The 23,511-nt window shown below is 43.6% G+C and carries 19 protein-coding genes, 2 tRNA genes and 3 rRNA genes; 13 read left to right on the top strand and 11 right to left on the bottom strand.

The features are described from left to right. Nucleotides 1-4: 4 nt before the first annotated feature. The 6 genes from LDO51_RS06375 to LDO51_RS06400 all read left to right on the top strand — a co-directional run bounded on the left by LDO51_RS06375 (nt 5) and on the right by LDO51_RS06400 (nt 6,059). Nucleotides 5-1,545: ribosomal RNA gene (locus LDO51_RS06375) — 16S ribosomal RNA — on the top strand. Between the two features lie 65 nt (nt 1,546-1,610). After that, nucleotides 1,611-1,687: transfer RNA gene (locus LDO51_RS06380), tRNA-Ile, on the top strand. A 133-nt stretch (nt 1,688-1,820) separates the two neighbouring features. Beyond that, nucleotides 1,821-1,896 (top strand) — tRNA-Ala (locus LDO51_RS06385). 311 nt (nt 1,897-2,207) lie between these two features. After that, nucleotides 2,208-5,113, top strand: a 23S ribosomal RNA gene (locus LDO51_RS06390). 130 nt (nt 5,114-5,243) lie between these two features. Continuing rightward, nucleotides 5,244-5,359: ribosomal RNA gene (gene rrf, locus LDO51_RS06395) — 5S ribosomal RNA — on the top strand. Together the 16S, 23S and 5S rRNA genes with 2 tRNA genes alongside form the textbook arrangement of a ribosomal RNA operon. Before the next feature lie 286 nt (nt 5,360-5,645). After that, nucleotides 5,646-6,059, top strand: a complete 414-nt coding sequence (locus LDO51_RS06400) for a hypothetical protein (RefSeq protein ID WP_225576759.1) — start codon at nt 5,646-5,648, stop codon at nt 6,057-6,059. Nucleotides 6,060-6,143: 84 nt separating this feature from the next. Here LDO51_RS06400 and LDO51_RS06405 read toward each other — a convergent pair whose 3' ends face one another. The 7 genes from LDO51_RS06405 to acs form a co-directional block, all read right to left on the bottom strand. Then, a complete protein-coding gene (locus tag LDO51_RS06405; protein ID WP_225576760.1) occupies nt 6,144-7,541 on the bottom strand; it encodes a 3-deoxy-7-phosphoheptulonate synthase class II in 1,398 nt (465 codons plus the stop codon). 47 nt (nt 7,542-7,588) lie between these two features. Continuing rightward, complete coding sequence (locus tag LDO51_RS06410; protein ID WP_225576761.1) at nt 7,589-7,984, bottom strand: cupin domain-containing protein; 396 nt, start codon at nt 7,982-7,984, stop codon at nt 7,589-7,591. A gap of 38 nt (nt 7,985-8,022) precedes the next feature. Continuing rightward, nucleotides 8,023-8,550, bottom strand: coding sequence for a prephenate dehydratase domain-containing protein (locus LDO51_RS06415; RefSeq protein WP_225576762.1), 528 nt, complete (start codon nt 8,548-8,550; stop codon nt 8,023-8,025). 17 nt (nt 8,551-8,567) lie between these two features. After that, nucleotides 8,568-9,266, bottom strand: coding sequence for an RraA family protein (locus tag LDO51_RS06420; protein WP_225576763.1), 699 nt, complete (start codon nt 9,264-9,266; stop codon nt 8,568-8,570). A 341-nt stretch (nt 9,267-9,607) separates the two neighbouring features. Continuing rightward, on the bottom strand, nt 9,608-11,257 hold the full coding sequence (actP, locus tag LDO51_RS06425; RefSeq protein ID WP_225576764.1) for a cation/acetate symporter ActP: 1,650 nt from the start codon (nt 11,255-11,257) through the stop codon (nt 9,608-9,610). Continuing rightward, nucleotides 11,254-11,565: a DUF485 domain-containing protein gene (locus tag LDO51_RS06430; protein WP_006657420.1), complete on the bottom strand. Its 312-nt coding sequence runs from the start codon at nt 11,563-11,565 to the stop codon at nt 11,254-11,256. The genes actP and LDO51_RS06430 overlap by 4 nt, the downstream gene beginning before the upstream one ends. Before the next feature lie 207 nt (nt 11,566-11,772). Next, nucleotides 11,773-13,728 (bottom strand): acetate--CoA ligase, encoded by a 1,956-nt coding sequence (acs, locus tag LDO51_RS06435; protein ID WP_225576765.1) that lies wholly within the window; start codon nt 13,726-13,728, stop codon nt 11,773-11,775. Between the two features lie 397 nt (nt 13,729-14,125). On the opposite strand from acs, the gene sodA reads away from it, so the two are divergent. From sodA to LDO51_RS06450, 3 genes are all read left to right on the top strand, one after another. Continuing rightward, nucleotides 14,126-14,752: a superoxide dismutase [Mn] gene (gene sodA, locus LDO51_RS06440; RefSeq protein ID WP_225576766.1), complete on the top strand. Its 627-nt coding sequence runs from the start codon at nt 14,126-14,128 to the stop codon at nt 14,750-14,752. Between the two features lie 142 nt (nt 14,753-14,894). Then, nucleotides 14,895-15,575: a 6-hydroxyaminopurine reductase gene (gene yiiM, locus LDO51_RS06445; RefSeq protein WP_225576767.1), complete on the top strand. Its 681-nt coding sequence runs from the start codon at nt 14,895-14,897 to the stop codon at nt 15,573-15,575. 6 nt (nt 15,576-15,581) lie between these two features. Beyond that, complete coding sequence (locus LDO51_RS06450) at nt 15,582-16,487, top strand: LysR substrate-binding domain-containing protein (RefSeq protein WP_225576768.1); 906 nt, start codon at nt 15,582-15,584, stop codon at nt 16,485-16,487. Nucleotides 16,488-16,532: 45 nt separating this feature from the next. Here LDO51_RS06450 and LDO51_RS06455 read toward each other — a convergent pair whose 3' ends face one another. Beyond that, nucleotides 16,533-17,408, bottom strand: a complete 876-nt coding sequence (locus tag LDO51_RS06455) for a pirin family protein (protein WP_225576769.1) — start codon at nt 17,406-17,408, stop codon at nt 16,533-16,535. A 263-nt stretch (nt 17,409-17,671) separates the two neighbouring features. On the opposite strand from LDO51_RS06455, the gene LDO51_RS06460 reads away from it, so the two are divergent. The 4 genes from LDO51_RS06460 (at nt 17,672) to LDO51_RS06475 (ending at nt 20,940) form a co-directional block, all read left to right on the top strand. Beyond that, nucleotides 17,672-18,349 (top strand): hydrolase, encoded by a 678-nt coding sequence (locus LDO51_RS06460; RefSeq protein ID WP_132497197.1) that lies wholly within the window; start codon nt 17,672-17,674, stop codon nt 18,347-18,349. A gap of 74 nt (nt 18,350-18,423) precedes the next feature. Next, nucleotides 18,424-18,990: a YceI family protein gene (locus LDO51_RS06465; protein WP_225576770.1), complete on the top strand. Its 567-nt coding sequence runs from the start codon at nt 18,424-18,426 to the stop codon at nt 18,988-18,990. Nucleotides 18,991-19,004: 14 nt separating this feature from the next. Further along, the gene (locus LDO51_RS06470) at nt 19,005-20,216 is read left to right on the top strand and encodes a lactate oxidase (RefSeq protein ID WP_225576771.1); all 1,212 of its coding nucleotides are present in this window, start codon (nt 19,005-19,007) and stop codon (nt 20,214-20,216) included. A 178-nt stretch (nt 20,217-20,394) separates the two neighbouring features. Continuing rightward, nucleotides 20,395-20,940 (top strand): toxin-antitoxin system YwqK family antitoxin, encoded by a 546-nt coding sequence (locus tag LDO51_RS06475; RefSeq protein WP_225576772.1) that lies wholly within the window; start codon nt 20,395-20,397, stop codon nt 20,938-20,940. Between the two features lie 78 nt (nt 20,941-21,018). Here LDO51_RS06475 and trpS read toward each other — a convergent pair whose 3' ends face one another. The 3 genes from trpS to rpe form a co-directional block, all read right to left on the bottom strand. Beyond that, nucleotides 21,019-22,062, bottom strand: coding sequence for a tryptophan--tRNA ligase (trpS, locus tag LDO51_RS06480; protein ID WP_154602131.1), 1,044 nt, complete (start codon nt 22,060-22,062; stop codon nt 21,019-21,021). An 80-nt stretch (nt 22,063-22,142) separates the two neighbouring features. Next, a complete protein-coding gene (locus tag LDO51_RS06485; protein ID WP_225576773.1) occupies nt 22,143-22,829 on the bottom strand; it encodes a phosphoglycolate phosphatase in 687 nt (228 codons plus the stop codon). Further along, on the bottom strand, nt 22,826-23,500 hold the full coding sequence (gene rpe, locus LDO51_RS06490) for a ribulose-phosphate 3-epimerase (RefSeq protein WP_225576774.1): 675 nt from the start codon (nt 23,498-23,500) through the stop codon (nt 22,826-22,828). The genes LDO51_RS06485 and rpe overlap by 4 nt, the downstream gene beginning before the upstream one ends. Between the last annotated feature and the right edge of the window lie 11 nt (nt 23,501-23,511).

Consider the following 23,511-nt stretch of genomic DNA (forward strand, 5'->3'; position numbering starts at 1 on the left):
TTTTTAATTGAAGAGTTTGATCATGGCTCAGATTGAACGCTGGCGGCAGGCCTAACACATGCAAGTCGAGCGGTAACAGGAGAAGCTTGCTTCTCGCTGACGAGCGGCGGACGGGTGAGTAATGTATGGGGATCTGCCCGATAGAGGGGGATAACTACTGGAAACGGTAGCTAATACCGCATAATCTCTTAGGAGCAAAGCAGGGGAACTTCGGTCCTTGCGCTATCGGATGAACCCATATGGGATTAGCTAGTTGGTGAGGTAATGGCTCACCAAGGCGACGATCCCTAGCTGGTCTGAGAGGATGATCAGCCACACTGGGACTGAGACACGGCCCAGACTCCTACGGGAGGCAGCAGTGGGGAATATTGCACAATGGGCGCAAGCCTGATGCAGCCATGCCGCGTGTATGAAGAAGGCCTTAGGGTTGTAAAGTACTTTCAGTTGGGAGGAAGGCGTTGATGCTAATATCATCAACGATTGACGTTACCAACAGAAGAAGCACCGGCTAACTCCGTGCCAGCAGCCGCGGTAATACGGAGGGTGCAAGCGTTAATCGGAATTACTGGGCGTAAAGCGCACGCAGGCGGTTGATTAAGTTAGATGTGAAATCCCCGGGCTTAACCTGGGAATGGCATCTAAGACTGGTCAGCTAGAGTCTTGTAGAGGGGGGTAGAATTCCATGTGTAGCGGTGAAATGCGTAGAGATGTGGAGGAATACCGGTGGCGAAGGCGGCCCCCTGGACAAAGACTGACGCTCAGGTGCGAAAGCGTGGGGAGCAAACAGGATTAGATACCCTGGTAGTCCACGCTGTAAACGATGTCGATTTGGAGGTTGTTCCCTTGAGGAGTGGCTTCCGGAGCTAACGCGTTAAATCGACCGCCTGGGGAGTACGGCCGCAAGGTTAAAACTCAAATGAATTGACGGGGGCCCGCACAAGCGGTGGAGCATGTGGTTTAATTCGATGCAACGCGAAGAACCTTACCTACTCTTGACATCCAGAGAATTTAGCAGAGATGCTTTAGTGCCTTCGGGAACTCTGAGACAGGTGCTGCATGGCTGTCGTCAGCTCGTGTTGTGAAATGTTGGGTTAAGTCCCGCAACGAGCGCAACCCTTATCCTTTGTTGCCAGCACGTGATGGTGGGAACTCAAAGGAGACTGCCGGTGATAAACCGGAGGAAGGTGGGGATGACGTCAAGTCATCATGGCCCTTACGAGTAGGGCTACACACGTGCTACAATGGCGTATACAAAGAGAAGCGACCTCGCGAGAGCAAGCGGAACTCATAAAGTACGTCGTAGTCCGGATTGGAGTCTGCAACTCGACTCCATGAAGTCGGAATCGCTAGTAATCGTAGATCAGAATGCTACGGTGAATACGTTCCCGGGCCTTGTACACACCGCCCGTCACACCATGGGAGTGGGTTGCAAAAGAAGTAGGTAGCTTAACCTTCGGGAGGGCGCTTACCACTTTGTGATTCATGACTGGGGTGAAGTCGTAACAAGGTAACCGTAGGGGAACCTGCGGTTGGATCACCTCCTTACCATTGAAGTGTACTTGTGAAGTGCTCACACAGATTGTCTGATGAAATAGAGTAACGGTATCGATAGGCTTGTAGCTCAGGTGGTTAGAGCGCACCCCTGATAAGGGTGAGGTCGGTGGTTCAAGTCCACTCAGGCCTACCACTTTTCTCTTATGCTGTGTTGTGGCTCAGCTCGTTTACTTATGTAAACTTCGCTAACCCACGCCTTGCCTAAGAAAAAAGACTTTATAATGAGAAATCATATAAAGGATAATCGATACTGGAATTACCTTTATGGGGCTATAGCTCAGCTGGGAGAGCGCCTGCCTTGCACGCAGGAGGTCAGCGGTTCGATCCCGCTTAGCTCCACCATAAACTTTCTGATTATTCAGAATAGATTAGAAATAGTCTATTGCGAATAATTATGCTCTTTAACAATCTGGAACAAGCTGAAAATTGAAAACAACGCACATTGTTTATCGCTTAAACAATGTGAGAGTCTCTCAAAAATCTCAACTTGAATAGTGTACTTTGAACTATCGAGTCGACGAGCGAAATGAGTTCAAGGCAGCCCGCGCACAGCAAGCGCAGCATACAATAGTATGTGAGCATTGCGCGCACGGACTAACGCCGAAATCATGAAGCACAGTCACTCGTTGTAAGAAGACACCTTCGGGTTGTGAGGTTAAGCGACTAAGCGTACACGGTGGATGCCTAGGCAATCAGAGGCGATGAAGGACGTGCTAATCTGCGATAAGCGTCGGTAAGGTGATATGAACCGTTACAACCGACGATTTCCGAATGGGGAAACCCAGTGCAATTCGTTGCACTATCGTTTGATGAATACATAGTCAAACGAGGCGAACCGAGGGAACTGAAACATCTCAGTACCTCGAGGAAAAGAAATCAACCGAGATTCCCCTAGTAGCGGCGAGCGAACGGGGAGCAGCCCAGAGTCTTAATCAGCATTAGCATCAGGAGAACGGTCTGGAAAGGCCGGCAGTAAAGGGTGATAGCCCCGTATCCGAAGGTGTTAGTGTTGTGAACTCGACGAGTAGGGCGGGACACGTGTTATCCTGTCTGAATATGGGGGGACCATCCTCCAAGGCTAAATACTCCTGATTGACCGATAGTGAACCAGTACCGTGAGGGAAAGGCGAAAAGAACCCCGGCGAGGGGAGTGAAATAGAACCTGAAACCGTGTACGTACAAGCAGTGGGAGCACCCTTGTGGTGTGACTGCGTACCTTTTGTATAATGGGTCAGCGACTTATATTCTGTAGCAAGGTTAACCGTATAGGGGAGCCGTAGGGAAACCGAGTCTTAACTGGGCGAATAAGTTGCAGGGTATAGACCCGAAACCCGGTGATCTAGCCATGGGCAGGTTGAAGGTTGGGTAACACTAACTGGAGGACCGAACCGACTAATGTTGAAAAATTAGCGGATGACTTGTGGCTGGGGGTGAAAGGCCAATCAAACCGGGAGATAGCTGGTTCTCCCCGAAAGCTATTTAGGTAGCGCCTCGTGAACTCATCTTCGGGGGTAGAGCACTGTTTCGACTAGGGGGTCATCCCGACTTACCAACTCGATGCAAACTACGAATACCGAAGAATGTTATCACGGGAGACACACGGCGGGTGCTAACGTTCGTCGTGAAGAGGGAAACAACCCAGACCGCCAGCTAAGGTCCCAAAGTCATAGTTAAGTGGGAAACGAAGTGGGAAGGCTCAGACAGCCAGGATGTTGGCTTAGAAGCAGCCATCATTTAAAGAAAGCGTAATAGCTCACTGGTCGAGTCGGCCTGCGCGGAAGATGTAACGGGGCTAAACTATGCACCGAAGCTGCGGCAGCGATATGTAAATATTGTTGGGTAGGGGAGCGTTCTGTAAGCCTGTGAAGGTGTGCTGTGAGGCATGCTGGAGGTATCAGAAGTGCGAATGCTGACATAAGTAACGATAATGCGGGTGAAAAACCCGCACGCCGGAAGACCAAGGGTTCCTGTCCAACGTTAATCGGGGCAGGGTGAGTCGACCCCTAAGGCGAGGCAGAAATGCGTAGTCGATGGGAAACGGGTTAATATTCCCGTACTGGTGATAATTGCGATGGGGGGACGGAGAAGGTTAGGCTGGCCGGGCGACGGTTGTCCCGGTTTAAGGATGTAGGCAGGTGAATTAGGCAAATCCGGTTCACTATATGCTGAGGTCTGATGACGAGTCACTACGGTGGCGAAGTAGCTTATACCCCGCTTCCAGGAAAAGCCTCTAAGCTCTAGATTATCATTAATCGTACCCCAAACCGACACAGGTGGTCAGGTAGAGAATACTCAGGCGCTTGAGAGAACTCGGGTGAAGGAACTAGGCAAAATGGTGCCGTAACTTCGGGAGAAGGCACGCTGGCATTAGGTGAAGTGGTTTACCCATGGAGCTGAAGCCAGTCGCAGATACCAGCTGGCTGCAACTGTTTATTAAAAACACAGCACTGTGCAAACACGAAAGTGGACGTATACGGTGTGACGCCTGCCCGGTGCTGGAAGGTTAATTGATGGGGTTATCCGTAAGGAGAAGCTCTTGATCGAAGCCCCAGTAAACGGCGGCCGTAACTATAACGGTCCTAAGGTAGCGAAATTCCTTGTCGGGTAAGTTCCGACCTGCACGAATGGCGTAATGATGGCCAGGCTGTCTCCACCCGAGACTCAGTGAAATTGAACTCGCTGTGAAGATGCAGTGTACCCGCGGCAAGACGGAAAGACCCCGTGAACCTTTACTATAGCTTGACACTGAACATTGAGCCTTGATGTGTAGGATAGGTGGGAGGCTTTGAAGCGTGGACGCCAGTCTGCGTGGAGCCAACCTTGAAATACCACCCTTTAATGTTTGATGTTCTAACGTTGCCCCATTATCTGGGGTGCGGACAGTGTCTGGTGGGTAGTTTGACTGGGGCGGTCTCCTCCCAAAGAGTAACGGAGGAGCACGAAGGTTGGCTAAGCATGGTCGGACATCATGCGGTTAGTGCAAAGGCATAAGCCAGCTTGACTGCGAGAGTGACGGCTCGAGCAGGTACGAAAGTAGGTCTTAGTGATCCGGTGGTTCTGTATGGAAGGGCCATCGCTCAACGGATAAAAGGTACTCCGGGGATAACAGGCTGATACCGCCCAAGAGTTCATATCGACGGCGGTGTTTGGCACCTCGATGTCGGCTCATCACATCCTGGGGCTGAAGTAGGTCCCAAGGGTACGGCTGTTCGCCGTTTAAAGTGGTACGCGAGCTGGGTTTAGAACGTCGTGAGACAGTTCGGTCCCTATCTGCCGTGGGCGTTGGAAGATTGAAAGGGGCTGCTCCTAGTACGAGAGGACCGGAGTGGACGCACCACTGGTGTTCGGGTTGTCATGCCAATGGCATTGCCCGGTAGCTAAGTGCGGAAGAGATAACCGCTGAAAGCATCTAAGCGGGAAACTTGCCTTGAGATGAGTCTTCCCTGACCCTTTAAGGGTCCTAAAGGAACGTTTAAGACTAAGACGTTGATAGGTTGGGTGTGTAAGCGTAGCGATACGTTGAGCTAACCAATACTAATGAACCGTGAGGCTTAACCTGACAACACCGAAGGTGTTTTAGAGAGATTAAGTTGATTCAATAAAGTGGAAGCCACAAGGTGGACACACAGCTTGTTCAGGATTGATATTCTGGTTTAAGAAAAGACTTAAACGGGAATAAACAGAATTTGTCTGGCGGCAATAGCGCGGTGGTCCCACCTGACCCCATGCCGAACTCAGTAGTGAAACGCCGTAGCGCCGATGGTAGTGTGGGGTCTCCCCATGTGAGAGTAGGGAACTGCCAGACATTAAATTAGCCGAGAAGCCACCCATTGGGTGGCTTTTTTGCGTTTGGAAATAATTAAATAATTTTTATCATTACCTGATTAGAATCTGCAGTAAATGAGAATTTATTCCATACTATTCATTGAATCCACACTTATCACATAATAAATGTAATCCAAAAGCGTCAATTTTGTTAAATTGATGTTTTGTTAAGTTATCAATATACTATTAAAAATAGTTGTTTTTAGTAAATCAATTAACTGAGTAACTAAATAGATTAGCGAATGCTTATCAAATAGGTGGATAAAATGAAAAACAAAAATAGTCAGATCTTCGAGCAGATTATTTCTGTGAATAAACAGCAAGAGAATGAATTTAATAATGGGCAAGAGGGAGCTATTATTCTTTCTCTGGCAGTGATCTTTTTGACTTCTTTCTTAATTTTAAATCTAGTAAGAAATATTCTGGAAGTTGACTATAGCTTTGGTATCGGTATGGCTACTTTCATAATAAGTTCCTTAACGACGATGGCTCTGTATAACGGATTGAAAATATCCAAGATGTTTTCTGAGAAATCCGAAACATTGAGCAAATTAATTGCAGAGTATAAGCCTAAATCTTCTGAAGAATTTGAAAAGCTGCAGAGTGATGTGCAGTCTAACCCTTTGAACTTATATCAATTAGTCAGTGATTGGTCTTATAAAGAAAAGCAATATTATTAAAGGTTAGTCGATTAATGCCCCCCAGTACATGGGGGGCCAAGATCTAGCTATAGAAAGTGATGTTTACTGAATCGATTGACATGACTAATACCAATGCTCACCTAACAGATAAGCGAGTTCGAGGGATTGCATTCGATTAAGCCTAGGATCGCACAAGGAGCGATACTTGTAGAGAAGGTCATTTGCATTGATTTCTTGTAATCCTCCAATACATTCGGTGACATCTTCGCCGGTCATCTCTAAATGAAGCCCTCCAGGATGTGCATTTTCTTGTTTTAATATTTGGATAAATTGAATCATTTCATTGAAAACATCAGTGAAATCTCTCGTTTTATATCCTTTTTCTGTGCTCTTAGTATTCCCATGCATGGGGTCAATCATCCAAATTACAGGAATATTTTCACGCTGAATTGCTTTTACTAAGGATGGTAATTTTTCTTTTATTACATCAGCACCCATTCTTATTATCAGAATGATTTTTCCATGCTCTTGAGCAGGGTTCAGTTTATGGATGAGCTCAATCAGCATGTCAGGTGTTATGTTTAACCCACATTTAATACCAATAGGATTTTCTATCCCCCTAAGGTATTCAATGTGTGCTTGGTTGATATCTCTTGTTCTATCCCCTACCCATACCATATGCGCAGAGCAGTTATACCACTTGTTGTCTCTAGAATCTCTTTTGGTCATTGATTCTTCATAAGGTAATAACAGCGCTTCATGACTGATATGCATGGGGCTTGTCATTCCATTATTCTTAGAAATGTTTTTTGATATTTTCAATAGTTGTTTTAGAAAAGGACCATGATGCTTTTTTTCTGTAGAACCCAAATAAGATTTAAAATTTAACTCATATTTATATTTAGGGGGCTCAGATTCATTGAGTGCTCTAATTAAATTGAGAGTGGATGATGCGTAATGATACGCATTGACCATTCTATGTGGGTCTGGACTTCTACTGTTATCATTAAAATCTATGCCATTAATGATTTCTCCTCGATAGCTTGGTAGCTCTACACCATTTAGAGTTTCTGTAGAATTGCTACGCGGCTTGGCATATTGGCCAGCAATCCGACCAATTTTAATGACGGGAAGATTTGTAGCTTGTTGTATTAGTCCTGACATTTGATTACAGGTGTGGATAAAATCACGAATGACGGTTGCTCGGCAATTATCGAAAGATTCAGCACAGTCACCACCTTGTAATATAAATGCCTTACCTTCGGTCACTGAGCTAAGTTTTTTTTTGAAATTACGGATTTCTGAAGCTAGAACCAACGGTGGGTATTGCTGTAGGCGAGATTGAAAATATTCTAACGCGCATTTATCTGGATAAGTAGGATCTTGTTCAATAGGAAATAAATTCCATGATGAAGGACTCCAGGATTTTGGCATGCTAATGGGTTGGGATTGCGGTTTTGTTTTATGATAAGCATCATCATTTTTTCCTGTAATCACATCATAATCGTAAGTAAGTAACATATAAAACCTCAAGTCATGAAAGCAAAAAAACTATGGGCTAAACACATTTACTTCTGCTGTGATGTATTTAAGTATGTTGTTAGAGAGCCATTTTGTCTGGCTAGGTAGTCTTCTCTTACAGGGGTATATACATCGATAACTTCTGAGGGTTCAAGGGCTTCTGCATCATGAGTTGCCCAAGATGGGATAATGAAAGAATCCCCTTGATGTAAATAGACTGTTCTGCCATCAACAGTTAATCTTAAAGAACCTTTTAAGATAGTGGTTGCTGTCTCGTGTTCGTGGACATGCTGAGGAATGATAGCTTTAGGCTTGAATGTCCAAAATGCGATTGTAAAATCAGTTCCGTGAATAAATTTTGCTTGTATCTTACTTTCCTCTCCTTCAGAGCGATTTAAATCCATATCATAGGAAATCATTTCTCTACCTAGAAATAAACTCATATTATTACCTCATGTACTGTTAATACGAATATGGATAATTAGTCAATTCTTGAATGTATAGAAAAGCCCATGGGTACTGGACCAAAGTCTTGGAGAATTTCTAAGTTATATTTTTTTGCTGCTTTTTGGGTAGTGATGCACGCATCAACTTTGCCATTAAAACATTGCAATGCCGACTCACTATTTGAGTCAAATAATACAGATTCAAGATTAGAATTTAATTCTGGAACATAAGAAAATAAATCTTTAGGTGCAGGGTGAGAACCTATTTTACGTATTTTATTTTTATCTTTAAATCTGCTAGCAAATAACATGTTATGTGTATCCATAACAAAGCAATCAGTCAATTCTAACAATGATAAATTTTGGAAAACGATATTATTTAAATATGGATAAACAATGCATCCTAATAAAACGGAGTTTTTGTCTTTCTTAATTTCTTCAACTGCGACTTCTAATGTTTTATGTAAGAGTACATTTCCATCTATGTTTTTTTTATTTAACCAATAGTGTGCTGCTTTTTCACAGTTAGTCCCATGAGGACCTAATGTATGGATAGTAATCATATGTTTCCTTTTTTATTTTATATTCTACCAGTGTCATTTATTAATTCAGGTAATCTAAGTCCTTGCTTTATTTTTTCTAGCATATTATTTTCGGTATTATTAATTACCATTGCTTCTTCAAATACTTTGTCTATGAGATTAAATGGTATAATTACACTACCATTGGGATCTGAGATAATAAGATCTCCTGTTTGGATTATATTATCTTCTATGCGGCAACAGGTTCCGGTTTCACTGACATAGTAAGCCCCTTGAGTATCTGAAGGAATGATATTACTTGAAATTACAGGAATATTTAGCTCCCTGAGCTCTTGGATATCTCTTACTGCTCCACCCAGAATTACGCCATTAAAACCGAGTTTTTGGAAATAAGTACAACTCATTCCTCCAGCTAAAGCGGCATGTTTAAGTAAGTCTCCATACCCTGAAACATAAATAAGCCCATCGGCATTATCTAATTCAGGAACTAAAAATTGACTAACTTGCTCCCATGTTGATGGCTGTTTATCATTGATGCATTTTCCTTTTTTCACTAATTTCCACTGTACGGTGTAAGCTTGTCCAACAATGTAGAAATCTTTTAAATTAAGAGAATGTAACTCGTGGGATAATACATTACCTGACTTTAATCCATCGAGAATATCAATGATGGTAGAGGTGCTGATTTTTTGTTTTTTTATATAATCAATTTTGTTTTTTTGTATTCGATAAAACATAAATCACCTTACTTAAAATTTAACCCGAGCTTGGTGTTTTAGTATTGTTTTTAACATTAGGAAGATCAATTTCTAAATTAAATTGTCATAGCTAATAATTGTTGATTATATTATGTGAGTTCTTTCTATTTTTTAATTAATAATTAGCGTTGCATTAATTATTGGTTTGATTCTTATGTTCTAATTAAATTACTTTGAAATTAAAAGATGTAAAACAATGAATAGGGTTAATTATCAGCGGTGAGTTTTTAATAAAGAAAAATGGAAACGACATTTGTCATTTCCATTTTTAGACTAACTATCTAGGCCATTGAGGCCGCTTGTTATATCACTGATATTTTTTAATGAGATTTACCTTGCTCGATACCTAAGCCAATCTGTGAGCGTACAAACTGCTCTTTGAAGCGAGCTCTTTCCATTTTACCTCTCTCTGAATTATCGGTTACGGAGAATAGCCAAGATGCCGTAAACGCGACAATCAATGAGAAGAATGCTGGGTATTCATAAGGGTAAATTGGTTTCTCATGATGCAAAATAGTCACCCAGATTGTTGGACCTAAGATCATCAGTACGACAGCAGTTATCAAGCCTAACCAACCACCAGCCAATGCACCACGGGTCGTTAACTTACTCCAATACATTGATAGCAAGATAATTGGGAAGTTACAGCTTGCTGCGATAGAGAAGGCCAAGCCCACCATAAAGGCAATATTTTGTTTTTCAAACAAAATCCCTAAGCCAATCGCTACAAAGCCGAGGATCACGACGGTAATTTTTGATACGCGCAATTCATCACGTTCATCGGCTTTACCATTTTTAATCGCCATCGCATACAGGTCGTGGGAAACCGCAGACGCACCCGCCAGCGTTAAACCAGCAACAACTGCGAGAATGGTGGCGAAAGCAACGGCAGAAATAAATCCAAGGAAAAAGTTTCCACCTACGGCATCAGCAAGGTGTACCGCTGCCATGTTAGTGCCACCGATTAAGGCACCCGCTGCATCTTTAAAGTCAGGGTTTGAGCTAACAAGAACGATAGCTCCGAAACCGATGATAAATGTCAGAATGTAGAAGTAACCGATGAATCCAGTCGCGTAGAACACGCTCTTACGTGCTTCTTTCGCATCACTGACAGTGAAGAAGCGCATAATGATGTGAGGCAAACCTGCAGTACCGAACATTAAGGCGAGACCAAGAGATAAGGCGGATATTGGGTCGGAAACCAGTCCTCCAGGGCTCATAATGGCGATACCATTTTTATGTACTTCAACGGCTTCTTTAAATAACGTATTGAAGTTGAAGCCAACATGCTTCATGACCATAACTGCCATGAAGGTTGCGCCTGCGAGTAGCAAAATGGCTTTGATGATCTGTACCCATGTCGTTGCGAGCATCCCGCCGAATAGAACATACATCACCATCAATATCCCAACAATCACGACGGCAATATGGTAGTTAAGCCCAAATAACAGCTCAATCAGCTTTCCTGCCCCAACCATCTGAGCGATTAGGTACAGCGCGACAACCACTAAAGAGCCCATCGCAGAAAGAATGCGGATAGGTCTTTGTTGTAATCGATATGACGCGACATCCGCGAAAGTATAGCGACCTAAATTTCGTAAGCGCTCGGCAATTAAGAACAGAATAATTGGCCAGCCAATTAAGAAACCGATGGAGTAGATAAGGCCATCGTAGCCTGAAGTATAAACCAGTGCGGAGATCCCTAAGAATGAAGCTGCGGACATAAAATCACCCGCAATCGCCATTCCATTTTGGAAACCTGTAATTTTTCCGCCAGCGGTATAGTAATCAGAGCGAGAGCGAGTTTTCTTTGAAGCCCAGTAAGTGATATAGAGCGTAAAGCCCACAAACAACAAGAACATCACTATTGCTTGAACATTGACAGGTTGACGCTCAACATTACCTGTCAGGGCATCAGCAAGCGCCATTGATGAGGTAAAAAACAGAATAAGTGAGAGCAAGACTTTCATTTTTCTACCTCTTTTAAAATTTCGGCGGTTAAGCGGTCAAATTCACTGTTAGCTCGGATGACATATAAACCCGTTAAGATAAACGAGATAACAATCAGTCCAACACCCACAGGAATACCGCGAGTGATGTAGGAACCTTCAGCGATTGGGGTACCTAGCCAGCTTGGGTCAAACGCGATAAGAAAGATAAAACCAACATACAGAACTAACGTTATTGCAGATAACAACCATGAAAAGCGACTACGTTTTCTCACTAATTCTTGAAAGAGAGGGTTCGCCTCGACCTTTTCGTAAGCAGTAGCATTCATCAGAGTTCTCCTCTGTTATTGTATTATTGGCATACTCTGATAGCTCAAAAGGCGGATTTTAGGGCGACACATAGCTACCCAAGGAGTTAACTGGGTATTCGGTCAGACTCTCTATTTTCTGCTGATTGAGTGATGCTGAGTATTGATTTTAGGTCGCCCGTAGGCGACCTGTAGTGCCATGAGCTATCTACACAACTATTTATATAGCTACGAGATACTCATTGACTGTTTTTCTTCGAGCAGTTTTTCGACAACACCCGGATCCGCCAGTGTGGAAGTATCTCCAAAATTACTGGTATCACCTGATGCAATCTTTCGTAGGATACGGCGCATGATCTTACCGGAACGTGTTTTCGGCAAAGAATCTGTCCAATGTAAAACGTCTGGCGTGGCAATCGGACCAATTTCTTTACGAACCCAATTACGCACTTCAGTGTACAACTCTGGGGATGGCTCCTCACCGGAAATCAAGGTGACATAAGCGTAGATTGCCTGACCTTTGATGCTATGAGGAATTCCCACGACGGCAGCTTCAGCGACTTTCGGATGTGAAACGAGGGCTGATTCTATCTCCGCTGTTCCTAAACGGTGACCTGAAATATTCAGTACATCATCAACACGACCTGTGATCCAGTAGTAACCATCTTCATCACGACGGGCACCATCACCACTAAAGTACATGCCTTTAAAGGTGGAGAAATAGGTTTGTTCGAAACGTTCATGGTCGCCAAACAGGGTACGAGCTTGACCCGGCCAAGAGTCCACAATGACTAAGTTACCTTCCGTTGCGCCATCAAGAGGCTCACCAAGGTTATCAACCAATGCAGGGCGAACACCAAAGAAAGGCAGCGTTGCTGAACCAGGTTTTAACATTGTAGCACCCGGCAGTGGCGTGATCATGAAGCCACCCGTTTCTGTTTGCCACCATGTATCAACCACTGGGCAGCGGCTGTTCCCCATTTTCTTGTAGAACCATTCCCACGCTTCTGGGTTGATTGGCTCACCGACCGATCCCAAAATACGTAAAGAATCGCGCTGGGTGCCTTCAATCGCTTTATCGCCTTCCGCCATCAGCGCACGAATAGCGGTTGGTGCGGTATACAGGATATTGACTTGGTGCTTATCAACGACTTGAGCCATACGATTAACCGCTGGGTAGTTTGGCACACCTTCAAACATTAAGGTTTTTGCGCCATTAGATAATGGCCCATAAAGTAGATAGCTATGACCCGTTACCCAGCCCACATCCGCCGTACACCAGTAGACTTCATTTTCATGATAATCAAAGGTGTATTTGAACGTCAGCGTTGCATAGATCAGATAGCCGCCAGTGGTATGGAGAACCCCTTTAGGTTTACCTGTGGAACCGGAGGTGTAGAGAATAAACAGCGGATCTTCTGCATTGATCTCTTCCGGTGGGCAATCCGCGCTGACGCCTTGGATAACGTCGTGCCACCAAAGGTCACGGCCTTCAACCCAGCTTGGTGCATTACCTGTACGGCGATACACAATCACATTCGCGACGGTAGTGACTTGCGGGTTTTGCAGTGCATCGTCCACGTTCTTTTTCAGTGGGATTGCGCGACCTGCACGCAAGCCTTCATCGGAGGTGATAATAAGCTTGGCTTTACAGTCAATAACGCGTCCAGAGACTGCCTCAGGGGAGAATCCTGCAAAGATGACCGTATGGATAGCGCCGATACGTGCACATGCCAGCATCGCTACAGCGGCTTCAACCACCATTGGCATATAGATAGCAACAACATCCCCTTTGCGGATGCCTTGTTTTTTCAGGACGTTTGCGAACTGGCACACATCATGGTGCAGCTCACGGTAAGTGATATTTTTTGATTGGGTTGGGTCATCGCCTTCCCAGATGATAGCGGTTTGGTCGCCACGAGTAGCTAGGTGACGGTCTAAACAGTTAGCACTCAGGTTTAAGGTGCCATCTTCGAACCAGCGGATATTAACGTGTCCGGGGTCGAATGAGGTGTTCTTAACGCGAGTGTAAGGTTTAATCCAATCAACGATTTTCCCTTTTTCGCCCCAAAATCCTTCGGGGTCTTGAATCGAGCGTTGGTACTCATCGTTATACTGTTGTTCGTTAATCAAGGCATTTGTAGCAATGTTAGCAGGAACGGGATGTTTAGTTATTTGAGTCATATTATTATCTCCTTGCAGATGTTAATAGTATGTCAAAAAACAGTTAACTGAAGTATGGACGGTTATTTTGTTTTTCTTTTGCGCGGAAGATCACGTATTAATAGTAATGAGATTTGCAGTATTATCATTTGATGCTAAATCCATTTTTGAAATAAAAATTCAAAAATATAACTATCATTGAAATTAAAGAAAAACAAAGGCGAATTATCGTGGTATTAGTTACTGAATAATCTATTGATGATAGTTGTTGGATAAATCCACAGAATTCACATGGATATGATAATGATTTTCATTAACACTAAAATAACTATAATGGGTGCGTGGTTAAAAACACGCAGTTACTGAAATCCTAATTCAGTCTGTGAGGTAGAAAGATAAGTCACTGGAGACAAATAATATGAGTTATACATTACCTGCTTTACCTTATGCTTACGATGCGCTGGAACCTCATTTTGATAAACAAACCATGGAAATCCATCATACCAAGCACCACCAAACCTACGTGAATAACACCAATACCGCCTTAGAAAAACTGCCTGAACTTGCAGGGCTGGATATTGACGTTTTAGTCCAAAAATTAGATCAAGTCCCTGCGGATCAACGTACGTTTGTACGTAACAATGCGGGCGGTCACTCAAACCACAGCCTGTTCTGGAAAGGCTTGAAATTAGGTACTGAACTGAATGGTGAGCTGAAAGCGGCCATTGAACGTGACTTCGGCAGCATTGATGCGTTTAAAGACCTATTTGAAAAAGCAGCGGCTTCCCGTTTTGGTTCTGGCTGGGCATGGTTAGTATTAAAAGATGATGGCAAGCTGGCGGTTGTTTCTACTGCAAACCAAGACAGCCCATTAATGGGTGAAGCTATCTCTGGCGCTTCCGGTTATCCAATTCTTTGTTTAGATGTTTGGGAACACGCTTACTACTTGAAATATCAAAACCGCCGTCCTGATTACATCAAAGCATTCTGGTCAGTTGTGAACTGGGATGAAGCAGCAAAACGCTTCGCAGAAAAAACCAAGTAATTTTTTTTGCAAACTGATTTTTTGATAAGCGCGGGTCTTAGGAGCCGCGTTTTTTGTTTTTACCGTCGGTATAGCATTGTTATCTCTATGGTCATTCTTTATGATGAAAACTCGTTCTGGCGGGGTTATAGGGAGTAAAACCGTGAAAATACATCCTCAAGTTTTTATTGGTACCATTCAAAGCACCGCCCATTGTGGCGTGAGTGCCATTCATAAGCGAGCAGTGGATGGGGTATTAACCTTAAATAGCTTAGGAATTGAAGGGGATGAACAAGCAGAAACGCGTTTTCACGGTGGACCTGATAGAGCGCTATGTCATTACCCACAAGAACATTATGAATTTTGGCGACAACGCTATCCTGAGTTAGAAGATTTATTTCTGCCATCTGCTTTTGGTGAAAACTTATCGACCCAAGGAATGACGGAAGACAATGTCTTTATCGGTGATATTTATGCTTGGGGTGACGCACGTATTCAAGTCACTCAACCTCGCTCCCCTTGCTATAAATTGAATGGATTAACGGGAGTGGAAAACTTTGCTCAAGTCATGCAAGAAGATGGCCGTTGTGGCTGGTTGTATCGGGTGATCAAAGGCGGCAAAGTGAGTGCGGAAATACCACTCAAGCTCTTAAGCCGTAATAGTGATGTTTCTATGCAAGAAGCAATTATGATTGCGTTTCATGCGCCGTATGATGAAGAGCTTTATCAACGGTTGCTATCTGCTGCAGGATTATCGGCGAGTTGGAGCTTAACCATGCAAAACCGCATAGAGCACCATAAGATTGAGGAATTTAGTCATCGGTTATTTGGTAAACGGAGCTAATCTTCTATGCAATATGACCTAAATGATCTCTACTATTTTGTTAAAGTCGTTGAGTATGGTGGATTTTCTCAGGCGGGTACCGCATTAGGGATCCCGAAATCTAAGTTAAGCCGCCGTGTTGCCGACTTAGAGCAAAAGCTGAATGTTTCATTGATTTATCGCTCTACAAGGCAATTTCATGTTACGGAGATCGGACAGGTTTTTTATCAGCAATGTAAAAATGTGGTGGATGAAGCGGATATCGCTCATGAACTGATTTGCTCCGTTCAAACCCACCCTAAAGGCACCATAAAGCTGTCTTGCCCTGTGGCTTTATTGCAAGTGTATCTGCAAGACTTATTGATTGATTTTATGGTGAAATACCCTGATATCGATGTGCAAATTCTGGCGGTCAATCGCCCCGTAGATGTGATCAGTGAAGGGTTGGATTTGGCATTAAGAGTTCGTTCACTTCCCCTTGATGATTCTGGCTTGATGATGAAAGTATTGGGATATTCTCGCCGAGTACTTGTTGCTAGCCCATCGTTATTTATTGATAAAGGTGAGCCGACGGAACCTGAGCAGTTGGTTAATTACCCAATGTTAGGGAATACGGAACATTCCCAGCGTTATACGCTTACTCTTAAAAATAGTGATGACCTGAGTTTCACTCAACATTTTACACCTAAATTAGCAACGACCGATGTTTTGACCCTTTATCATGCAGCTTTGAAAGGGGTGGGAATTGCCAGATTACCTCTTGGCGTTGTAGAAAAAGAGTTGCAAACAGGGGCGCTGGTGGCAGTTCTTCCAGAATGGCAATTTCCAGAGGATATCATTCACGCGGTATATCCATCTCGTAAAGGATTGCTGCCTTCGGTGCAACTATTACTGAGTTATTTAGCCGAAAATATTTCGTCAGCGGTGAAATAAAAAACGCCCTAATCACATACAATTAGGGCGTCAAGTGGCACTGAACTAACTTATATTGGGAATTCGACCAAATTTCCCACTATTAAAGTCATTGATTGCTTCATTGATCTCTTGAGTGGTGTTCATCACAAACGGACCATAACCCACGACTGGCTCATTAATAGCTTCACCGCTGAGGAACAGGACTAAAGCATCATCAGTGGCTTCTAACACGATATTACTGTCGCTACCATCAAGGATCATCAGCTCACCTTCAGTTAATGCAGTATGGCCATCCACAAATATTGAACCTCTAAGCATCACTAAGCCAACATTGCGACCGACTTTAGTTTGGATACCGACGGTTTTTCCTTTATTCAGCCGTAGGTCCCAAACATCTAGAGAGGTAAATGTCCGTGCAGCACCTGAGTGACCTAAATAGTCACCAGCGATCACTCGCAAGACACCCGCATCATTTGGCAGATCAATGTTTGGGATTCTATCCCGTTGCAGTAATTGATAACCCGGTGCTGCCAGCTTATCTTTAGCGGGCAAGTTGACCCACAATTGCACCATATCGAGGGTCCCGCCATTTTTCATAAAGTTATCAGATTGATACTCTTGATGGAGGATCCCAGATGCAGCGGTCATCCACTGTACATCACCAGGGCCGATAACCCCACCTTCTCCAGTAGAATCGTGATGGGCAACTTCACCATCATACACAATTGTGACCGTTTCAAAGCCTTTATGCGGATGTTCGCCAACACCACGATTACTCCCTTCAGATGCTGGGAATGGGTGTGGCCCCGCTCTGTCCAACAGTAAAAATGGGTTTAGGTATTTCCCGTGGTTGCTGTAGCTAAACATAGAACGAACAGGGAAACCATCACCAACCCAGTGGCTACGTGGGGATTGATAAATACCAATAATCTTTTTCATGGTGAGACTCCTAAATTTGTTTTGATGAGCAAATAATAGAAGAGTCAGCAGAGGGCGAGTAGTAGCAAAAATAGGTTTCATTGTTGCAAAAACAGGACAAAGTATTAGGGCTATTATCCTATTTATAGGACAGAGTTTACCAAAATCCGGACTACTCAGCTAAAAATCGATGTATTACTGTAAGCAGCAAGAAAAAGAGCCAGTCAGTGTTCTATTTTCTAACCTAATAATGTTTACGACTTTATCGATTAAGAGGTTCTATTATGAGTAATCCAGCAAACTTTAATGGTCAGCGCCCTGTTATCAACCCAGATGATGCAGTCATGTTATTGATAGACCATCAAAGTGGTTTATTCCAAACGGTGGGTGATATGCCAATGACGGAATTACGCGCTAGAGCTTCTGTTCTAGCGAAAATGGCATCGTTAGCAAAAATGCCTGTCATTACAACCGCCTCTGTACCACAAGGTCCGAATGGACCATTGATCCCTGAAATCCACCAAAATGCACCCCATGCACAATATATTGCTCGCCGTGGCGAAATAAATGCGTGGGATAACCCTGAGTTCGTTGCAGCAGTAAAAGCGACGGGTAAAAAGCAGCTGATTATTGCTGGAACAATTACCAGTGTATGTATGGCATTTCCTGCAATTAGCGCGGTAGCGGATGGTTATCAGGTATTTGTGGTGATTGATGCTTCTGGTACTTATAGCAAGATGGCGCAAGAAATTACATTAGCGCGAGTCGTTCAAGCTGGGATCGTGCCAATGGACACTGCAGCGGTTGCCTCTGAATTACAGAAAACATGGAATCGTGAAGATGCGGCGGAATGGGCTCAAGCGTATACCCAAATCTTCCCTGCTTACCAATTGCTTATTGAGAGCTATATGAAAGCTCAGGATGTTGTCAGTAATAATGAGCAATTAGATTCTAACCGTTAATTACCTCTGATTTCTTTCAGCCTTTACGTTTGGTAAAGGCTGCGTATTTATATATTAAGTATTTGGAAAATAGCATGAAAAAGTTAGTTTTACCTCTATTGGCTTCACTGGTTTTAGTTGGCACGGCACAAGCTGCGGAATATAAATTGGATACAACTCACACTAAAGCGATGTTTTACATCGACCACTTTGGTACATCAACGAATAGTGGGGGATTCCATAATATCAGTGGAGATATGACTTATTCCCCAGAAAAAAAGATGGGGAGTATCAGTGTAAAAATTCCAGTTAATACCTTGAATACAGGATTGGCGCAATTTGATAATCACATAAAAAGTGCGGATATGTTAGATGAGTCAAAGTATCCAATGATTGAATTTAAATCGACCAAATGGAATTTTGCGGATAACAAACCGACCTCTATCGATGGTTTATTGACGATGAAAGGCCAAACGCACCCAGTGCAGCTAAAAACCACAAAATTTGGTTGTTACTTCAGTCCTATTTTTAAAGCGGATGTGTGTGGTGGTGATTTTGAAACGACGATTGATCGTTCACAATGGGGTGTGGATTATTTAGTCAAAGAAGGTATGGCTAAGACGGTAACATTAAAAATTCAAGCAGAAGCTATCAAGCAATAATTCAAGAGGTCATTATGTTGAAATTTAAAAAAAATAATACAGCGGTAGTGACGTCGGTTTTATTGCTGGCAGCGCTATCATTAGGCTCTGCTCAAGCGGCAGAATATAAAGCGAGCACCAAAGAAGGCCCCATCAAAATTGTTAACTTGGATGATTTAGAACATCAAGTGGCAAAAAGCATGGATAAAGGCGCTTTTGGCTATATTCGTGGCGGTGCAGAAAATGAGCTGAATTTAAACAAAAATACACGCAGTTTTGATAATAAATACATTATGCCGCGTGTGATGCAAGGTATTGAAATCTCAGATATTGATTTGTCGACTGACTTTTTGGGGATTCATTTAAAAACCCCAATTATTCAGGCACCTATGGCAGCTCAAGGGCTCGCACATAAAGATGGTGAAGTGGCAACGGCAAAAGGTATGGCAAAAGCGGGCTCTATTTTCTCATTAAGTACTTATGGAAACAAAACCATTGAAGAGGTTGCTGAAGTTTCAGGAGAAAATCCATTTTTCTTCCAACTTTATATGAGTAAAAACGATGCATTTAATGAATTTACACTTAAGCGCGCAAAAGAGAGTGGTGCGAAAGCGATTATTTTAACGGTAGATTCCCCTGTTGGCGGTTATCGGGAAGATGATATCCGTAATAACTTCCAGTTCCCATTAGGTTTTGCGAACTTAGAATTGTTTGCCAAACAAAATAGCGACGGATCAAAAACGGGTAAGGGTGCGGGGATCAGCGAAATCTATGCCCAAGCAAAACAGGCATTTACTCCAGCAGATATTCAATATGTGAAAAATTTGTCGGGCTTACCTGTTATTGTCAAAGGAATTCAATCCCCCGAAGATGCTGATACCGTGATTAAAGCAGGTGCAGATGCCATCTGGGTATCGAACCATGGTGGTCGTCAGCTAGATAGCGGCCCTGCATCATTTGATGTATTGCCTTCAATCGCTAAAGTTGTGAATAAGCGTGTGCCAATTGTGTTTGATAGTGGCGTTCGTCGTGGTTCCCATGTTTTCAAAGCATTAGCGAGCGGAGCTGATGTTGTGGCTGTTGGGCGCCCAATCCTATATGGCTTAAATTTAGGTGGAGCAGATGGGGTGAACTCAGTGATCCAACAGCTGAATAAAGAGTTATCTATCAATATGATGTTAGGTGGTGCAAAAAATATTCAAGCGGTAAAAGAGACCCAACTGTATACAGATAAAGATTTCCAATAAGTTAGTCCCCTTGGTGTAGTCGCCCGCCCGATAACTTGTTATCGGGCATTTTTATGCGATTAAAAATCGATCCGCCTCTTTTTTTCATTCAAAATAAGATAATTTTCCTTTATTTCATTACAGATAAAATGAACTATCTTGGCATTCTATGTTTTTGCCTGCACATAAAAGGATTGTTATGAAAACTATTAATATCGCCATGGCATTTTCTGTTGCCTTCATGTTGTCTGGCTGCCTTTCTCAACCCGCACCTCAGTATGATAACAATGGCATCCAGTTAGAAGAGTTTAAAGAGCTAGAAAGCTTGAGAATGCCAGAGCTGAACATTCCTGAAGGAGCGCCGGATGGGGACTATATCGAGCGTTATGGCAATGGTGCCATTCAGTTTAAATCGTGGGTGAAAAACAACTGCTTAGATAAAAGTATTACGGTTTATTATAAAAATGGTCAGCCAAAAATGTTTATTCCTATAAAAAATTGCAAAGTGGATGGCGTCATTCAGTCTTACCATCCTAATGGGAATTTAGATACCGAGATGGGATATAGCAATGACCGACTCAACGGCGATTATAAATCCTACTACGATACACCGAAAAATAATCTGCATCTTAAAACGAGTTTTGTGAATGGGGTCGCGGAAGGTGTTCTTGAAGAGCGCGGACAGGATGGCGGGCTATTAAAGCAGGGCCTGATTAAAGACGGTAAGTTATACACCGCGAAGTAAGCGGACTACAGATAAAATAAAAGCCAATTAACCGTGAGAGAGTTAATTGGCTTTTTGCTATTAAATAGCGAATTAAGATTACAGCTGTGGACGTTTTACAAAGCCGATTGCATCGTAAACCTTGTCTAAGGTTTCTTGAGCGCGAGCCGCTGCTTTGGTCGCGCCTTCATCCATAATTTGGTTCAGCAGCGCTTCATTATTGCGGAACTCATGGTAACGAGCTTGTAAGTTAGTCAGCATGTCAGAAACTGCTTCAGCAACCGCGCCTTTCAGATGACCGTACATTTGGCCTTCAAACTCGGCTTCCAGCGTTTTCACGCTTTTGCCTGTCACGCCAGCAAGGATATCTAGCAGGTTAGAAACACCCGCTTTATTTTCAACATCGTAGCAAATACGTGGTGGCTCTTCAGAGTCGGTCATGGCGCGTTTGATTTTCTTCACAACGGATTTCGGATCTTCCAACAGCGCAATCACGTTATTGCGGTTGTCATCAGACTTAGACATTTTTTTGGTTGGCTCTTGTAATGCCATCACGCGCGCGCCGCCATCGGTTGGGATAAATGGCTCTGGTACGGTGAAAATATCTCCATAAATAGCATTGAAGCGCTGAGCAATATCACGGCTCAGTTCAAGGTGCTGTTTCTGGTCAATACCAACAGGAACTTGGTTTGTTTGATAAACCAGAATATCGGCAGCCATCAGAACTGGATAGTCAAACAGACCCGCATTGATGTTTTCTGAGTGGCGAGCAGATTTATCTTTGAACTGGGTCATGCGGCTCAGTTCGCCGAAATAGGTGTAGCAGTTTAGTGCCCAGCTCAGTTGTGCATGTTGTGGCACATGCGATTGAACAAAAATGGTGCTTTTCTTCGGATCAATACCGCAAGCTAAGTAGAGCGCTAATGTATCGAGGGTTCTTTTACGCAGTTCAACAGGGTCTTGGCGAACGGTGATTGCGTGTTGGTCAACGATACAGTAGATGCAATCATAATCATCTTGCATCTTAACCCACTGACGTAACGCACCCATGTAGTTACCGATGGTTAATTCACCGGAAGGCTGTGCGCCGCTGAATACAATAGGTTTCTGGGTTTGTTTAGATTTCTCAGTGGGTGTGCTCATTTCTTTGTATGTCCTTGTAGTATTTTTATACCCTGTTAATTTTCGAGCCACATCGTTGGTGACTCGAATTATTGGGGATTTTATTTTGATAAATCAATAACGGAGAGTAGCTCAGAAAAGTGGCTTAACACGTAGTCGGGCTCGGTAATTGCGATTGATTCACCATAGTTGTAGCCGTAGGTTAACCCTACACTTGGGCAGCCTGCATTGTGGGCTGCGATAATATCATTACGGGAATCGCCGACAAAAAGCAATTCTTCTTTGCGTAAACCGAACTGACCCATTGTTAAATAGAGGGGGGCTGGGTGCGGTTTGGTTTTTACCACATCATCACCACCAAGTACTAATGAAAAGTAGCTATCGATACCCAGTTTTTCGAGTAATGGCGCCACAAATGGGGTTGGTTTGTTGGTCACAATCGCCATTGGTAAGTTGTGTTTCGCAATCGTTTCGAGGGTCTCTTTGACTTCAGGGAACAGCTGGCTACCTGTATTAACGGTCGTCGCATAATGTTCATCGAAGCGGGTGCGAGCTTGTTTTTTCAGCTCTGGGGTGACCGTCATGCCCGCCCATTCTAGCGCACGCGTCACGAGCATATCTGCGCCGTTGCCGACCCAGATGGAGATACGTTCTTTGCCCGCTGGGGGTAGGTTTAGCTCTTCGAGGGTTCTGTCGATGGCGTCGGCTAAACCGCCGGCGCTGTCAACAAGAGTTCCATCCAAATCAAACGCAATTGCTTTAATACTCTCTAAAACCGCATGTGTCATTGAGATACCTTTTTTAATTCTTGGCGCATTTCATCGATGACTTTTTTGTAATCAGGCCTATCAAAAATTGCGGAGCCAGCAACGAAGGTGTCTGCACCCGCTGCGGCAATTTCTGCAATGTTATTGACCTTCACGCCACCATCGACTTCTAAACGAATATCATAACCACTTTCGTCAATCAATTTACGGACTTGGCGCAATTTGTTCAGGGTTTGTGGGATAAACGATTGACCGCCGAATCCTGGGTTAACCGACATCAGCAGGATCATATCGACTTTATCCATCACATAATCAAGATAGCTAAGAGGGGTCGCTGGGTTAAATACCAGACCTGCGGTGCAACCATTCTCTTTGATAAGTTGTAAGGTTCTATCGATGTGTTCGCTGGCTTCTGGGTGGAAGCTTATGTGGGTCGCACCCGCTTTAGCGAAATCCGGGATAATGCGATCGACCGGTTTAACCATTAAGTGAACATCAATCGGGGCGGTGATACCGTAATTGCGCAGGGCTTTACAAATTGGCGCACCGAACGTGAGGTTCGGTACATAGTGGTTGTCCATCACATCGAAATGGACAATGTCTGCGCCCGCAGCAAGAACTTTGGCGGTATCTTCGCCTAAACGTGCAAAGTCAGCAGATAAAATAGATGGGGCAATGAGAAAATCTTTCATAATTGTCTCCG

Origin of the sequence: Providencia alcalifaciens (assembly GCF_020271745.1) — a bacterium.
Taxonomy (GTDB): Bacteria; Pseudomonadota; Gammaproteobacteria; order Enterobacterales; family Enterobacteriaceae; genus Providencia; species Providencia alcalifaciens_B.

What these genes read in the sequence shown, in the direction of transcription:
- LDO51_RS06400 (WP_225576759.1), top strand. Translation starts at nt 5,646, where the DNA reads ATGAAAAACAAAAATAGTCAGATCTTCGAGCAGATTATTTCTGTGAAT.
- LDO51_RS06405 (WP_225576760.1), bottom strand. Translation starts at nt 7,541, where the DNA reads ATGTTACTTACTTACGATTATGATGTGATTACAGGAAAAAATGATGAT.
- LDO51_RS06410 (WP_225576761.1), bottom strand. Translation starts at nt 7,984, where the DNA reads ATGAGTTTATTTCTAGGTAGAGAAATGATTTCCTATGATATGGATTTA.
- LDO51_RS06415 (WP_225576762.1), bottom strand. Translation starts at nt 8,550, where the DNA reads ATGATTACTATCCATACATTAGGTCCTCATGGGACTAACTGTGAAAAA.
- LDO51_RS06420 (WP_225576763.1), bottom strand. Translation starts at nt 9,266, where the DNA reads ATGTTTTATCGAATACAAAAAAACAAAATTGATTATATAAAAAAACAA.
- actP (WP_225576764.1), bottom strand. Translation starts at nt 11,257, where the DNA reads ATGAAAGTCTTGCTCTCACTTATTCTGTTTTTTACCTCATCAATGGCG.
- LDO51_RS06430 (WP_006657420.1), bottom strand. Translation starts at nt 11,565, where the DNA reads ATGAATGCTACTGCTTACGAAAAGGTCGAGGCGAACCCTCTCTTTCAA.
- acs (WP_225576765.1), bottom strand. Translation starts at nt 13,728, where the DNA reads ATGACTCAAATAACTAAACATCCCGTTCCTGCTAACATTGCTACAAAT.
- sodA (WP_225576766.1), top strand. Translation starts at nt 14,126, where the DNA reads ATGAGTTATACATTACCTGCTTTACCTTATGCTTACGATGCGCTGGAA.
- LDO51_RS06450 (WP_225576768.1), top strand. Translation starts at nt 15,582, where the DNA reads ATGCAATATGACCTAAATGATCTCTACTATTTTGTTAAAGTCGTTGAG.
- LDO51_RS06455 (WP_225576769.1), bottom strand. Translation starts at nt 17,408, where the DNA reads ATGAAAAAGATTATTGGTATTTATCAATCCCCACGTAGCCACTGGGTT.
- LDO51_RS06460 (WP_132497197.1), top strand. Translation starts at nt 17,672, where the DNA reads ATGAGTAATCCAGCAAACTTTAATGGTCAGCGCCCTGTTATCAACCCA.
- LDO51_RS06465 (WP_225576770.1), top strand. Translation starts at nt 18,424, where the DNA reads ATGAAAAAGTTAGTTTTACCTCTATTGGCTTCACTGGTTTTAGTTGGC.
- LDO51_RS06470 (WP_225576771.1), top strand. Translation starts at nt 19,005, where the DNA reads ATGTTGAAATTTAAAAAAAATAATACAGCGGTAGTGACGTCGGTTTTA.
- LDO51_RS06475 (WP_225576772.1), top strand. Translation starts at nt 20,395, where the DNA reads ATGAAAACTATTAATATCGCCATGGCATTTTCTGTTGCCTTCATGTTG.
- trpS (WP_154602131.1), bottom strand. Translation starts at nt 22,062, where the DNA reads ATGAGCACACCCACTGAGAAATCTAAACAAACCCAGAAACCTATTGTA.
- LDO51_RS06485 (WP_225576773.1), bottom strand. Translation starts at nt 22,829, where the DNA reads ATGACACATGCGGTTTTAGAGAGTATTAAAGCAATTGCGTTTGATTTG.
- rpe (WP_225576774.1), bottom strand. Translation starts at nt 23,500, where the DNA reads ATGAAAGATTTTCTCATTGCCCCATCTATTTTATCTGCTGACTTTGCA.